Origin of the sequence: Pseudoxanthomonas sp. 3HH-4 (genome assembly GCF_006716465.1) — a bacterium.
Taxonomy (GTDB): Bacteria; Pseudomonadota; Gammaproteobacteria; order Xanthomonadales; family Xanthomonadaceae; genus Pseudoxanthomonas_A.
In genome coordinates, this window is the sequence record NZ_VFPB01000001.1 from 1,364,400 (window position 1) to 1,378,580 (window position 14,181).

Consider the following 14,181-nt stretch of genomic DNA (forward strand, 5'->3'; position numbering starts at 1 on the left):
TGCATGCAGGTCGTTGCGATCACGAACGCGCCGCAGCGCGTCAACGTAGTGAATTACTGGACATCCAGTCCATCGACCTTCTGCCAACCTCTCGGCAACAACCCACCCCTCGTCGCGCGCGCGCCGACGTAGGCATCCAGGTCCTTGAACGACAGGCTCATGGTGCGCTGGCCGCTTTTCACCTGCAGCGTGCCGCCGGGCGACACCGCGGCGATGGCGACGACATGTTCGGTACCCAGCTTGGCTTTGGGGATCTCGATGATCTTGTTGCCCTTGCCTTTGTCGAGTTCCGGCAGTTCGTTGACGGGGAACGCGAGCAGGTGGCCGGCGCTGGTGACCGCGACGATGCGGTCGGCTTCCGTGTTCGGCACCGCCGCAGGTTGCAACACATGGGCGCCGGCGGTCAGGTTGAGCATGGCCTTGCCCGCCTTCTGGCGACCGATGAGGTTCTCGAAGCGGGTCACGAAGCCGTAGCCGTGCGAAGAGGCCACGATGAAGCGCGTGTCGTTGTCGCCGCTGGCCAGGGCCTGGAACGATGCGCCCGCGGTAGGAGAGAACCGGCCCGTGAGGGGCTCGCCGTTGCCGCGCGCCGATGGCAGCGTGTGCACGGCGGTGGAATAGCTGCGGCCCTCCGAATCGAGGAACGCCACCTGCTGCGTACTGCGCGAACGCACCGCTGCGAGCAGGCTGTCGCCGTCACGGTAGGAAAGCGCAGCCGCGTCCATGTCGTGCCCCTTGGCTGCGCGGATCCAGCCCTTCGCCGACATCACGACCGTCATCGGCTCGCTGGCGACCAGCTCGGTTTCATCCAGCGCCTGTGCGGCATCGCGCTGCACCAGCGGTGACATGCGGGCGTCGCCGAACTTCTTCGCATCGGCGGTGAGTTCATCCTTGATCAGCTTTTTCAGCTTGCTCTTGGAGTCCAGCGTGGCGATCAGCTTCTCGCGCTCGCGGGCGAGTTCGTCCTGTTCACCGCGGATCTTCATTTCCTCAAGGCGGGCGAGCTGCTTCAGCCTGGTGTCGAGGATGTAGTCCGCCTGTTCCTCGCTCAGTGCGAAGCGTGCGATAAGCGCAGCCCTGGGCTCGTCCTCGGTGCGGATGATGCGGATGACTTCATCCAGGTTGAGGAAGGCCACCAGCAGGCCTTCCAGCAGGTGCAGGCGACGCTCCACCTTTTCCAGCCGGTGCTTCAGGCGGCGGGTGACGGTGTCGCTGCGGAAGGCCAGCCACTCCGTCAGCAGCATCTTCAGGTTCTTGACCTGCGGCCGGCCATCCAGCCCGATGATGTTGAGGTTGACCCGGTAGCTCTTCTCCAGGTCGGTGGTGGCGAACAGGTGGCCCATCAGTTGTTCGGCATCCACGCGGTTGGAGCGCGGGATCAGCACTACGCGCACGGGGTTGGCGTGGTCGGATTCGTCGCGGATGTCTTCCAGCCAGGGCAGCTTTTTCGCACGCATCTGGGCGGCGATCTGTTCGATCACCTTCGACGGCGATACCTGGTAGGGCAGGGCATCGATGACGATGTTGGCGTTGTCCTTGCGCCAGACGGCGCGCGCGCGGACGCTGCCGGTGCCGTTTTCGTACATTGCGCGCAGGTCCGACGGCGCAGTGATGATCTCGGCCCGGGTGGGATAGTCGGGGCCCCGCACGTGCTCGCACAGGTCGGCGACGGTGGCATCCGGGTCATCGATCAGCCGGATGCAGGCGCTGACGATCTCGTTGAGGTTGTGCGGCGGCACGTCGGTGGCCATGCCGACCGCGATGCCGGTGGTACCGTTGAGCAACAGGTGCGGCAGGCGTGCCGGCAACCAGGTGGGCTCCTCCAGCGTGCCGTCGAAATTGGGCGTCCAGTCCGCGGTACCCTGGCCCAGCTCGCCCAGCAGCACTTCGGCGATCGGCGTGAGCTTGGATTCCGTGTAGCGCATGGCCGCGAACGACTTGGGATCGTCGGGCGAGCCGAAGTTGCCCTGGCCTTCGATCAGCGGGTAGCGGTAGGAGAACGGCTGCGCCATCAGCACCAGCGCCTCGTAGCACGCGCTGTCGCCGTGGGGGTGGTATTTGCCGATGACGTCGCCGACGGTACGCGCGGACTTCTTCGGCTTGGCGCCGGCATTCAGGCCCAGCTCGCTCATCGCATAGACGATGCGCCGCTGCACGGGCTTCAGACCGTCGCCGATGAAGGGCAGGGCGCGGTCCAGTACCACGTACATGGAGTAATCGAGGTAGGCGCGCTCGGCGTATTCGCGCAGCGGGATCTGCTCGAAGCCGTGGAAGGTGGGGCGGATCGTTTCGGTCATTGCGGGCTTGCAGTCTGCGGGTCGTGGTCGACCCCGCCATTCTACCCGCCACCCCGTCTCACCCGATGCTACCCGGCAGCAGCGGACCGTCCAGCCACAGCCAGCGCGCCAGCCACGCCGTGGTGAAGGCGATGCCCAGCGTGAGCGGAACGCCGACGCGCAGGAAATCGCCGAAGGTGTAGCGGCCGGGGTTGAGGATCAGCAGGTTGCCGTGGTGGCCGATCGGGGTGAGGAACGAGGCCACCGCTCCCATCGCCGTGCACACGACGAAGGGCACCGGGTTCAGCTCCAGCCCTCCCGCCAGCGCCAGCGCGATGGGGGCGAGCAGTACCGTCGTCGCGGCGTCGGACAGGATCTGCGTGAGCAGCGCGGCGGTACCGAACATCACCAGCAACAGCACCAGTGGCGACCAGTGTGCGGTGTGGTTGAGCAGCAGGTCCGCCACCAGCGCCGCAGTGCCGGTCTTCTCCATGGCGATGCCCAGCGGGATGACGCCGCCGATCATCACGAAGATACGCACGTCGATTTCCTGGTAGGCGCGCTCGATGTCCACGCAGCGCGTCAGCACCATGGCGACCGCGCCGGCAAGGAAGGCGATGTGCGGCGCGAGCACCTCGGTGGCCGCGGCCGCCACCGCCGCCGCCATGATCAGCAGGGCGATGGGCGCACGACGACGCGGCTTCGCCCTGCCACCGAACGGCATCAGCATCAGGAAGCCGTGATGGGCCGCCAACGGTTCGAGGTTCTGCTGCTGGCCCCACAGCACGAGCAGGTCACCCTCCTGCAGCACCATTTCCGAGAGCTCGCCATGCAGCCAGCCCTCGCGGCGCCACAGGCCGACCACCACCACGCCGAGGTTCCGCAGGAAATCGATGTCGGCGACGCTGCGGCCGACGAACTCCGAGTGCGGCGCGACCACGGCCTGCACCAGCTGCTCTTCGCCCAAGGCTTCGGTCTTCGGTTGCTCGCTCGGTTTTTCGCCGTACTTGGCCACTGCGTGCAGGGCCAGGCCCGGCTCGTTGCGGATGGAGGCGATCTCGTCCGGCGAGGCGCGCACCAGCAGCACGTCACCGGCATCGAGCTTGCCGTCCATCCGCTGGTTGCGGCGACGCATGCCTTGGCGCAGCCAGTCCACCACCTGGAGCCGCTTGTCGAACGCTTCGGCGAATTCGCCACGCGTCTTGCCCACCCACGGCGAGGCTTCTTCCACCAGCAGTTCGGTGTAGTAGCGGTCCAGCTTCAGATAGTCGCCCTGCGGCGTTTCACCCTCGCGCTTGGGCACCAGCCAGCGCCCCAGCAGCATGTAGGCGGTCCCCAGCACCACCAGGGCGGCACCGATGGGCGTGATGGCGAAGATGTCCAGCCCCGGCAATCCCGCGCGCTTGATCAAGTCGTTGGACAGCAGGAAGGCGGGCGCGCTGAACAAGGTCAGCGTGGTGCCGAGCGACGCCGCCAGCGACATCGGCATCAGCAGGCGCGATGCGGCCAGTTTCTGCTCGCGGGCAATCCGCATCAGGATGGGCAGCATCATCGCGGTGACCATCACGTGGTGCGAGAACGCCGCCAGCGCGGCAGTGGCGGGCATCACCACGGCGATGGTTCGCCATTCGCTGCCGCCGGCCGCCCTGCCGATGCCGGCTCCGATGCGATCGGTGATGCCGGTGGCGGACAAGCCGGCCGACAGTACGAACACGGCAGCCACGATGATCGCCGGTTCGCTCGCGAAGCCCGACAGCGCTTCTTTCGGGCCGAGGATGCCCGTCAGCGTGAGCGCGAGCAGCGCGAGCAGCGCAACCAGGTCGACGCGGAGTTTTTCGCTGACGAACAGACCCAACGTGATTGCCAGGATGGCAAGAAAGAGGATCTGCTGGAACTCCATTCGCGCCCCCTGTTCGATGTCGGGTCGGGTCTCAGGTGCCCAGCCTAACGCGTGTGGTGGCGCGTGCGCCCGGCGTTGCGTTGGCCGGCGCTCGCGCCATGGCGGGATGTACAGCGCCGCAAAACAAGAAACCCCCGCTTGCGCGAGGGTTTCATGATGCATGGTGCCCAGGAGAGGACTCGAACCTCCACGGTTTTACCCGCTAGTACCTGAAACTAGTGCGTCTACCAATTCCGCCACCTGGGCAGGTAAGCGAGGCGCGCATTTTGTGGGGAGTGCAGGGGATTGTCAACGGTTCCCTTCGCATGGCGTTGTTCAGGCGGGGTGTACCATCCCCCCATGACCAAGAAGACACCACGCAGCGGCGGCAAGACGCCCGCCGGGAAAGGAAGCAAGCCGGGCGGCACGCCGGGTTCCCGCAACGCCGGCAAGCCGGCCCCCTCTGGCAAGTCCGGCAAGCCGGCCAAGAAGAGCCTCCCCCCCTGGATGCCCGATGTGCCCGCGCGAGCGCCTTCCCGCACGCATGCCGGCGCACCGCCCGCCCGCCGCAACCCGGGCTCCGGATCACGTACGGGCGGTCGTTTCGTCGATCCGCATGCGCAACGCGAAGCGCAACGTTATGAACAACCCATCGCCAGTCGCGAGGCCATCCTCGGTTTCCTGGAGGCCGCCGAAGGTCCGCAGACCGCGGAGGAAATCGCCGGTCCGCTGGGCCTGGACTCACCCGAGCGTTTCGATGCACTGTCCAAGCGGCTGGGCGCGATGGTCCGCGATGGCCAACTCGTGCAGAACCGGCGCGGAGGTTTCGCGCCGGTGCAGCAGACCGACCTCATCTCCGGCACGGTGATCGCCAATCCGGATGGCTTCGGTTTCCTGCGTCCTGATGCGGGCGGCGACGATCTGTTCCTGCCACCTTACGAAATGCGCAAGGTCATGCATGGCGACCGCGCGCTGGCCAATGTCACCGGGATCGATCGCCGCGGTCGTCGCGAAGGCAGCATCGCGCGCGTGCTGGAGCGTGGCGTCACCCGCCTGATCGGGCGGTTCGGTTTCGAAGTGGGCATCGCCTACGTGGCGCCGGACGACAAGCGCATCCAGCGCAACGTCCAGATCCCGCAGGATGCCACGGGCGGTGCGCGCGACGGCCAGCTCGTCGTAGTCGAACTGACTCAGGCGCCGGACACGCGGCGCCCGCCCATCGGCAAGGTCATCGCCGTGCTCGGCGACAGCCTGACGCCATCGCTGGTGGTGGAAGCCGCGATCCACGGGCACAACCTGCCGCACGAGTTCCCGCAGGAGGTGCTGGACGAAGCCACCGCCGTACCGCTGGTGATCGAGCCCTCGATGATCGGTGGCCGCGTGGACCTGCGCGACATGCCGCTGGTGACCATCGACGGCGCCGATGCGAAGGACTTCGACGATGCGGTGTATTGCGAAAGCAATCGCCAGGGCCTGCGCATGAAGAACCGCAGCGGCTACCGCCTGGTCGTCGCCATCGCCGATGTCTCGCACTACGTGCGCCCCGGCACCCCGCTGGATGACGAAGCGCAGAAGCGCGCGACGTCGGTGTATTTCCCGGGTTTCGTGGTGCCCATGCTGCCGGAGACCTTGTCCAACGGCATCTGTTCGCTGAATCCGAAAGTGGACCGCATGTGCTTCGTCTGCGACATGCAGGTCAACAGCGAGGGCGAAGTCACCCAGTCGAAGTTCTACGAGGCGGTGATGCGTTCGCACGCACGCCTGACCTACGACCAGGTGTGGAAGGCAGTGGGCGAGGGCGACGCCGAGGCGCGCCAGTCCATCGGCGCGCTGCTGCCGCAGGTCGAGCGCCTGCACGAACTGTATGGCTTGCTGGCCAAGGCGCGCGAGAAGCGTGGGGCGATCGAGTTCGAGACGTCCGAAGTCCGCTTCGAACTGGACAATCGCGGGGAAGTCACCCAGGCCGGCATGCTGCAGCGGAACGATGCGCACAAGCTGATCGAGGAATGCATGATCGCGGCCAACGTGGAGGCCGCCCGGTTCCTGCTGGGCGCGCGCATTCCCGCGCCGTACCGCGTGCACGACCGGCCGCCGGAATCCAAGTACGCGGACCTGCTCGAGTTCCTGAAGGAATTCAAGTTGAGCCTGCCGGCCTGGGGCAAGGTGCAGCCACGGGATTTCACCCAGTTGCTGAAGAAGATCCGCGAACGTCCCGACGTGGCCCTGCTGGAATCGGTGGTGCTGCGCAGCCAGAGCCTGGCGGTCTACTCGCCGGACAATGCGGGTCATTTCGGCCTGGCGCTGGAAGCGTATGCGCACTTCACTTCGCCGATCCGCCGGTATCCCGACCTGCTCGTGCACCGCGCCATCAAGTACGCGCTGAGCAAGGGCAAGCCGGAGAAATTCCAGTATTCCGGGCACGAGATGGCGGCGCTTTCGCTGCAGTGTTCGGAACGTGCGCGCCGCGCCGACGAAGCCGAGCGCGAGGTCGACGAACGCTATCGCGCGGCGTGGATGGAGCAGCATGTCGGCGGCCAGTTCGACGGCGTGATCAGCGGCGTGACCAGCTTCGGCCTGTTCGTGGAACTGGACCAGTCCAAGGTCAACGGCCTGGTCCATGTGACCCAGTTGCCGCAGGACTATTACCACTTCGATCCACTGCGCAAGACCTTGTCGGGCGAGCGCCGCGGCATGTCGTTCCGCCTGGGCGACCGCGTCCGCATCATCGTGCTGAAGGCCAGCCTGGAAGAGCGCAAGATCGACTTCCGCCTGGTCGACGAAAAGGGCAAGGACACTGGGCCGCCGCCTTCCTCGCCGCGCGGCCAGCCGGCCAAGCGGAAGAAGCAGAAATACTGAGGTCTTCTCGTCATCCCGGCGCAAGCCGGGACCCAGTGCCTTTTGCCTGCAGCGCTGCGAAGTTTTGTCCAGACATCACCGCGACGAACGAAAGTCGCTGGGTCCCGGCCTTCGCCGGGATGACGGTGTCGGTTCTCGCGTTTCCCCTGTTTGATGAGGAGCCGCTATGTCCACCCAGATCCATACCGGCGGCTGCCAATGTGGCGCCATCCGCTTTCGCATCACGGGCGAACTGAGTGACGCGTCGATCTGCCATTGCCGCATGTGCCAGAAGGCGTTCGGTGCTTACTACGCGCCGTTGGTGTCGACGCGTGGCGCGGCGCTGGAGTGGACGCGTGGTGAACCGAAGCGCTTCCACTCGTCCAACGTCGTCCGGCGCGGTTTCTGCGGCGACTGTGGTACGCCACTGACCTACGAGGCCCCGGATGGCGTAGCGCTGGCGGCGGGCGCATTCGATGACCCCTCGGGATTATCGCCCTGGGTCCAGTACGGGGTGGAAGCCAAGCTGCCGTACGTGGATACCCTGCCGGCATTGCCACAGCGGCGCACCGAAGAGGACGAGGCGGCTGCGGCCTTCCTGGCCGGGGTGGTGTCGTTCCAGCATCCGGACCACGACACGACTGCGTGGCCGCCGCGCTGAGCGACCGGTCGGTGCGATAATGCCCGCCTTTCCAACGCAACCGTACAGCGCATGAGCAAGCAGAACCAGTGGATTGTCGGCGTCAACGCGGTCGCTTCGGCCGTCGAGAACGATGCCGACAACGTGCGCGAGATCCTGCTCGAAGGAGGCAGCAAGAACGCGCGCCTGACCGAGATCGAGGAGAACGCCCGCCGCAAGGGCATCGATGTGCGCCGCGTCACAGGGCAGGCGCTGGACGGCGTGGCGGGTGCGTTGCGCCACCAGGGCGTGGTCGCACGCTACGCCGCTGCCAGGACCTGGGACGAGAACGAACTGCAGGGCCTGGTGGAAGCCGCCGAAGGCAAGGCACTGCTGTTGGTGCTGGATGGTGTGCAGGATCCGCACAATCTTGGCGCCTGCCTGCGCAGCGCGGCAGCGGCAGGCGTCACCGCCGTGATCATCCCCAAGGACAAGTCGGTCGGGGTCAATGCGACCGTGCGCAAGACATCGGCGGGCGCGGCGGACCGCATCCCGGTCGTGCAGGTCACCAATCTGTCGCGGTGCCTGCGCGATCTGCAGCAACTCGGGGTGTGGATCTATGGCCTGGCCGGTGAGGCGGACACCTCGCTGTATTCCATTGACCTGCGCGGCAACGTGGCACTGGTGCTGGGCGGCGAAGCCGACGGCCTGCGTCGCCTGACCCGCGAGCATTGCGACGGGCTGGTGAAGATTCCCATGCCCGGTGACATCGAAAGCCTCAACGTGTCGGTCGCGGCCGGCGTCACCCTGTTCGAGGCTGTCCGCCAGCGCCAGTAAAGGAGTCCCCATGTCCCGCACGCCGCATCCTTCGTTCCTTCGACTGGCGGCGCTGCTGCTGGGGCTGTCCTCGCTCACGGCCGTCGCGCAGGAAGCGCCGCGCGCAAGGGCCCGGGACCTCGGTGTCGCCCCGGGCATCTTCGCCCCCGGCACGCACAACGCGATCACTGATGTCGCCGGCGTGCGCGTCGGGCAGGTGACGTTGAAGGAAGGCGACACCGTGCGCACCGGCGTCACTGCGATCCTGCCGCACGCGGGCAACGTCTATCGCTCGCGCGTGCCGGCCGCGGTGCATGTCGGTAACGGGTTCGGCAAGTTCATCGGCAGCACGCAGGTCAACGAACTGGGCGAGCTGGAAACGCCGATCCTGCTGACCTGCACGCTATGCGTGTGGAAGGCCGCCGATGCGATGGCGGCGTGGATGCTGGAGCGCCCCGACATGCAGCAGGTGCGCTCGCTCAACGTGGTCGTTGGCGAAACCAATGATGGTGGACTCAACGACATCCGGGCGCGGCCGGTCACGGCGGACGCGGTGCGGCGTGCACTCGATACGGCGACCGATGGTCCGGTGCAGGAAGGCAGCATCGGCGCCGGCACCGGGACGGTGGCGTTCGGCTGGAAGGGGGGTATCGGCACCTCGTCGCGCAAGCTGCCCGCATCACTGGGCGGCTGGACGGTGGGCGTGCTGGTACAGAGCAATTTCGGCGGCGTGCTGCAGGTCTCGGGTGCGCCGGTGGGACGTGAACTGGATCGTTACGCCTTCCAGAACGCCGTCGCCGTGCAGGCCGATGGGCGCCGCGGCCTCGCGGACGACCATGGCGATGGATCGATCATCATCGTCATCGCCACCGATGCACCGCTGGATGACCGCAACCTGCGGCGCGTCGCCTCGCGCGCGATGATGGGCCTAGGCCGCACCGGCAGTTCCGCGTCCAACGGCAGTGGCGACTACGTTCTGGCGTTTTCGACCGCGGAATCGGTGCGGCGCGCCTTCGATGCGCCACGGCTGGAGACCTCCGAACTCGCCAACGAGCAGATGAGCGCGGTATTCCAGGCCAGCGTGGAAGCGGTGGAAGAGGCGATCTACAACTCGCTGTTCATGGCCACCACCGTCACTGGCAATGGCGAGACGGTCGAGGCGATTCCGCTGGACCGCGTGCGTGACGTGCTGCGCCACCATGGCATTGCGCCCACGCGATAGTCCAGTGCGAGCTCAGTGCGCCACGTTGCGGATGAAGCGCAGCGGTGTGTCGCCGTCGTTGCGATAGGCGTAGTCGCGGTCGCTGGGGAACACGAAGAAGTCGCCCGCATCGATGGCATGCTCTCCGTCGGGCAGTTCCACCACCAGCGTGCCTTCGATGACGAAGAACATTTCGTGCCATCCGCTCGGGTCGGCCGCCGAGGTGTAACGGTCCCCGGGCATCAACGTCCAAGCCCACAGCTCCACGTCGTGGGTTGCCGGTGCGCTGGCCAGCAGCACGCCCTGCGAGCCCGGCGTGCGCCCGCTCCAGACCAGGGCTTCGATGCGGTCCCGGCTCGGATTGCCCGGCGCCTTCACCAGGTCGGCGAACGTCACCTCCAAGGTCTCGGCGATCCGGTCGAGGGTATTGAGGCTGACATTGGCATCCCCGGATTCGATCCCGACCAGCATGCGGCGGCTGACATCCGAGGCATCCGCCAGCGCCTGTTGGCTGAGGCCGGCTGCGGTCCGCAGGCGGCGGATGTTCTCGGCAACGTGTTCAAGTACGCTCATGGGCAGGGGTTGCGCATTATATTGCGCATCCGGTAAGCTTCGATGTGCGCAATATAGTGCGCAATTCGTTCATCCTTCAAGCGCGGCGCTTCCGGTGTCCGCAGGTAGTGTCGCGATGCCGTCCCCGAATTCCCCCGCGCCCGTCCACTGGCAGCCGATCGCGTTGCTGCTCATCGCCATGCTGTCCATCCAGGCCGGTGCGTCGATGGCGAAGAGCCTGTTCCCGGCGGTGGGTGCCACCGGCGCCACCGCATTGCGGCTGGCGTTGGCGACATTGATCCTGGTGATGGTGTTCCGCCCGTGGCGGGCACGCATCACGCGGGCGCAATGGCCGCTGCTGCTGTTCTACGGCGCCTCGCTGGGGCTGATGAACCTGCTGTTCTACAAGTCGCTGGAAACGGTGCCGCTGGGTATCGCCGTCGCGCTGGAATTCACCGGCCCGCTCGCTGTGGCGCTGTTCGGTTCGCGCCATCTGCGCGACGTCGTCTGGGTGGCGTTGGCCGTCGTCGGACTGGTGCTGCTGGTGCCGGAGCAGGGCGCCCGGGCAGTGGACCTCATGGGCGTAGCGTATGCGCTTGGCGCGGGGGCGTGCTGGGCGATGTACATCGTGTTCGGCCAGAAGGCCGGCAATGCGCACGGCCCGCAGACGGTCGCGATCGGCAGTTGCATCGCCGCGGCCATCGCGGTGCCGTTCGGTGTCGCGCACGCCGGGGCAGCGTTGCTGGCGCCCGCGTTGCTGCCCGTCGCGCTGGCGGTGGCGCTGCTGTCCACCGCGATACCCTACAGCCTGGAGATGGTCGCGCTGACGAAGATGCCCACGCGCACCTTCGGCATGCTGATGAGCCTGGAGCCGGCCATCGCCGCGCTGTGCGGCCTGTTGTTCCTGCACGAACACCTGTCGCTGCTGCAGTGGCTGGCGATCGCCGCGATCATCGTGGCGTCCGCCGGCGCAGCCTTGAGCTCGCGTGCACCGGTGGAGACCGCCGGCAGCAGCGCCTAGGTCAGGCCAGCAGCGCCTGGTAGTACGCCAGGTCGCTGGTGGAGAAGCAGCAGAAGATCACGTCGGGTGGGCTGGGTGACGACGCCAGCGCGGCGCGGATGGTATCGACGGCGACACGTGCGGCGGCGCCAGCGGGATAGCCGTAGATGCCGGTGCTGATGCAGGGGAAGGCGATGCTGCGCAGGTCGTGCTTCGCCGCGAGCGCCAGGCTGTTGCGGTAGCAGGCCGCCAGCAGCCCGGCTTCGCCGTGTTCGCCGCCGCGCCATACCGGACCGACCGTGTGGATCACATGACGTGCCGGCAGGCGATACCCCTTCGTGATCTTCGCTTCGCCGGTCTTGCAGCCCCCCAGCAGTCGGCACTCGGCCACCAGGTCCGGACCGGCTGCGCGGTGGATGGCACCATCCACGCCACCACCGCCGAGCAGCGAACTGTTCGCCGCATTGACGATGGCGTCGAACTGCAGCGTAGTGATGTTGGCCTGGATCGCTGCCAATGGCATCGCGGAGTGCCCGATCTGCGCAGTCAGCCCAGCGGCTTAGGCCAGGCGTTGGCGATCTTGCAGAACAGGCGCGCCGTCTGCTCGGCATCGTAGACGGCGGAGTGTGCGTCCTCGGCATTCCAGTCGAAGCCGGCAGCCTGCACCGCACGCGCCAGCACGGTCTGGCCATAGGCCACGCCGGCGAGCGTCACCGTGTCGAATACGCTGAAGGGATGGAAGGGATTGCGCTTGTGCGCCACGCGCGTAACGGCGGCGTTGAGGAAGTTCAGGTCGAAGTGGGCGTTGTGGCCCACCAGGATCGCGCGCTGGCACCCATGCTTCTTCACCGCCGCACGCACGGGCGCGAAGACGTGGTCCAACGCGTCCTTCTCGTGCTTGGCGAAACGGAACGGGTGGTCGAGGTCGATGCCGGTGACCTCCAGCGACTTCGGATCGATTTCGGTGCCGGGTGCGGGATGCAGGTGCACGCTGGCGGTCTCGCCGCAGACGAGCAATCCGTTTTCGTCCAGGTCCAGCGGCACCGCAGCCATTTCCAGCAGCGCATGCCGGTTCCAGTCAAAGCCGCCAGTCTCTACGTCCACCACCACCGGCAGGTAGCCACGGAAGCGCTGGGCCATCGGGGTGATGCGGGTGGGTTCGGTGGCGTTTTCCATGTGGGAAAGGGTAGCAGAGGGCGAGGGCGCTTCCTCGGCTGGATGCCCAGCCGCGAGCTCGCAGTTGTAGGAGCGACGTGAGTCGCGACCGCACGCGATCGGCGTTCCGGTTCTCCCGGATCTTCGCGTAGCGGTCATGCGACACCCGCCTGTCGGACGGGCACGCGTGCGCCCCGGGTCTGCGGTCGCGACTCACGTCGCTCCTACAGAAGTCAGGGACGCGTACCCAGCAGCGTGCCTTCTTCACGCATACGGGAAAGCATGGCGCCCCCCTGGTCGACGAAGGCGGGCAGGTCTTCCACGCCCGCTTCGACCGCGAGTTGCCGCAGCGCATCGCCACCGCTGCGACCGCCTTCGCCCAGCAGCGCCATCAGCCGGTACACCAGCGGCGAGATGGCCGCAAATCTCACCTGGTGGCCAGCATCGCGTCGGACGAGCAGGAAGGTCGGTTCGGAGGGCGCTGCCTCGGGCAGGTAGTCCGGTCCGATGCGGTGCACGGGCCATTGATAGGCGAGTGCCCATGCGAAAGGCGATACCACCGGTTCACCCGCGACAAGGTCGCCGTCCGGCACGTGGGGGGGCACGGTGTCGTCGGCGATCTGCAGCGCCAGTTCGACCCATTCGTAATGCGCTAGTTCGCGCAGCCAGGCGGGCAGTGAGTCGTCGCGTCCGGCACGTGATTCCAGGTAGCGGATGAACTCGCGCGCCACTTCCGGGAACAGGGGCGTCCTGCTGCGGTGTTCGGCATAGAACTGCCGTACCAGCATGCGCCAGGCATCGTCACCCAAGGTCTTGCGGATCACCGGGAAGTTGCCGGCCAGCAGGTTTTTGATGTTGTTGAAGAACAGGTCGCGATAGACCGCCAGCCGGCGTGCCTCGATGCCCGGTGGTGGCGGATGCACGGAGGGATCGCGCAGGTGGCGCGACAGGGCGAACTGCTGGTCGTGCAGCGCGTCAGCCATGCAGCGCGCGTCCGTCGGAGGTCGCGTGCGCCGATTGAAGCTCGCGGATGCGCTGGATTTCCGCCGCGAGTTCGCCAAACGGCGGGAAATTGAAATCGCGTTCCAGCAGGGTGGGGCGCACGCCATGCGTCGCATAGGCCAGCGACAGCAACGACCACACATCGTCCTTTACCGGCGCGCCATGCGTGTCCACCTTGAGGTCGTCCGCTTCGTCGTAATGGCCGGCGATGTGGTACGAGGCGATCCGCGCCGACGGCATGCGGGCCAGGAAACCACGCGCGTCGTAGCCATGGTTGATCGCGTTGACGTAGATGTTGTTGACGTCCAGCAGCAGGTCGCAGTCCGCCTCGGACAGCACCGCGATGATGAAGTCGGCTTCGTCCATCGCCTGGTAGGGCGCGGCGTAGTAGGAGACGTTCTCCACCGCGATGCGCCGGCCGAGGGCGTCCTGCGCCTGGCGGATGTGCGTCGCGACATGCCGCACCGCTTCCTCGGTGAAGGGAATCGGCATCAGGTCGTAGAGGTGGCCGTCGTCGGTGCAGTAACTCAGGTGTTCGCTGTACAGCGCCACGCCGTGTTGGTCGAGGAACCGGCGCGTGCGGGCGAGGAAGGTATCGTCCAGCGGCGCCACGCCGCCGAGCGACAGCGACAGGCCGTGGCAGGTCAGTGCATGGCGCGAGGAAAGCGCCTGCAGCGCTTCACCGTAGCGGCCGCCCACCCCGATCCAGTTGTCGGGCGCGCATTCGAGGAAGTCGAATGCTCCAGCCGGCGCTGCCAGCAGTTCATCCAGCAGCGCGCGGCGCAGGCCGAGGCCGGCAGAGGCGGCAAGCAGGGAAGCTGTCATCGGGTTGCGGTGACGTCCCGC

12 protein-coding genes and 1 tRNA gene are annotated in these 14,181 nt (G+C 66.8%); 5 read left to right on the top strand and 8 right to left on the bottom strand.

The features are described 5' to 3' along the window. Positions 1-53: 53 nt before the first annotated feature. From parC to FB548_RS06190, 3 genes are all read right to left on the bottom strand, one after another. Positions 54-2,297, bottom strand: a complete 2,244-nt coding sequence (parC, locus tag FB548_RS06180; protein ID WP_142123829.1) for a DNA topoisomerase IV subunit A — start codon at positions 2,295-2,297, stop codon at positions 54-56. 58 nt (positions 2,298-2,355) lie between these two features. After that, positions 2,356-4,176 carry an SLC13 family permease gene (locus tag FB548_RS06185; RefSeq protein WP_142123830.1) on the bottom strand — a complete coding sequence of 607 codons (1,821 nt, stop codon included), beginning with the start codon at positions 4,174-4,176 and terminating at the stop codon, positions 2,356-2,358. A gap of 161 nt (positions 4,177-4,337) precedes the next feature. Then, a tRNA-Leu gene (locus FB548_RS06190) sits at positions 4,338-4,422 on the bottom strand. Between the two features lie 93 nt (positions 4,423-4,515). Between FB548_RS06190 and rnr the strand changes: the two genes are divergently transcribed. The 4 genes from rnr (at position 4,516) to FB548_RS06210 (ending at position 9,647) form a co-directional block, all read left to right on the top strand. Beyond that, positions 4,516-7,011: a ribonuclease R gene (gene rnr / locus FB548_RS06195; protein ID WP_142123831.1), complete on the top strand. Its 2,496-nt coding sequence runs from the start codon at positions 4,516-4,518 to the stop codon at positions 7,009-7,011. Positions 7,012-7,177: 166 nt separating this feature from the next. Next, a complete protein-coding gene (locus tag FB548_RS06200; RefSeq protein WP_142123832.1) occupies positions 7,178-7,651 on the top strand; it encodes a GFA family protein in 474 nt (157 codons plus the stop codon). Positions 7,652-7,702: 51 nt separating this feature from the next. Further along, positions 7,703-8,446 (top strand): 23S rRNA (guanosine(2251)-2'-O)-methyltransferase RlmB, encoded by a 744-nt coding sequence (gene rlmB / locus FB548_RS06205; RefSeq protein WP_142123833.1) that lies wholly within the window; start codon positions 7,703-7,705, stop codon positions 8,444-8,446. A 10-nt stretch (positions 8,447-8,456) separates the two neighbouring features. Continuing rightward, positions 8,457-9,647 (top strand): P1 family peptidase, encoded by a 1,191-nt coding sequence (locus FB548_RS06210; RefSeq protein WP_142123834.1) that lies wholly within the window; start codon positions 8,457-8,459, stop codon positions 9,645-9,647. Between the two features lie 12 nt (positions 9,648-9,659). Here the strand turns inward: FB548_RS06210 and FB548_RS06215 are convergent, their stop codons facing one another. Next, a complete protein-coding gene (locus FB548_RS06215; RefSeq protein ID WP_142123835.1) occupies positions 9,660-10,199 on the bottom strand; it encodes an XRE family transcriptional regulator in 540 nt (179 codons plus the stop codon). A gap of 115 nt (positions 10,200-10,314) precedes the next feature. Between FB548_RS06215 and rhtA the strand changes: the two genes are divergently transcribed. Beyond that, positions 10,315-11,199, top strand: a complete 885-nt coding sequence (gene rhtA / locus FB548_RS06220) for a threonine/homoserine exporter RhtA (RefSeq protein ID WP_142123836.1) — start codon at positions 10,315-10,317, stop codon at positions 11,197-11,199. Position 11,200: 1 nt separating this feature from the next. Here rhtA and FB548_RS06225 read toward each other — a convergent pair whose 3' ends face one another. From FB548_RS06225 to FB548_RS06240, 4 genes are all read right to left on the bottom strand, one after another. Next, positions 11,201-11,701, bottom strand: a complete 501-nt coding sequence (locus FB548_RS06225) for an O-acetyl-ADP-ribose deacetylase (RefSeq protein WP_142123837.1) — start codon at positions 11,699-11,701, stop codon at positions 11,201-11,203. 23 nt (positions 11,702-11,724) lie between these two features. Beyond that, a complete protein-coding gene (gene rnt / locus FB548_RS06230; protein WP_142123838.1) occupies positions 11,725-12,354 on the bottom strand; it encodes a ribonuclease T in 630 nt (209 codons plus the stop codon). A 212-nt stretch (positions 12,355-12,566) separates the two neighbouring features. Continuing rightward, on the bottom strand, positions 12,567-13,316 hold the full coding sequence (locus FB548_RS06235) for a putative DNA-binding domain-containing protein (RefSeq protein WP_142123839.1): 750 nt from the start codon (positions 13,314-13,316) through the stop codon (positions 12,567-12,569). Beyond that, positions 13,309-14,160: a DUF692 domain-containing protein gene (locus FB548_RS06240; protein ID WP_142123840.1), complete on the bottom strand. Its 852-nt coding sequence runs from the start codon at positions 14,158-14,160 to the stop codon at positions 13,309-13,311. The genes FB548_RS06235 and FB548_RS06240 overlap by 8 nt, the downstream gene beginning before the upstream one ends. Between the last annotated feature and the right edge of the window lie 21 nt (positions 14,161-14,181).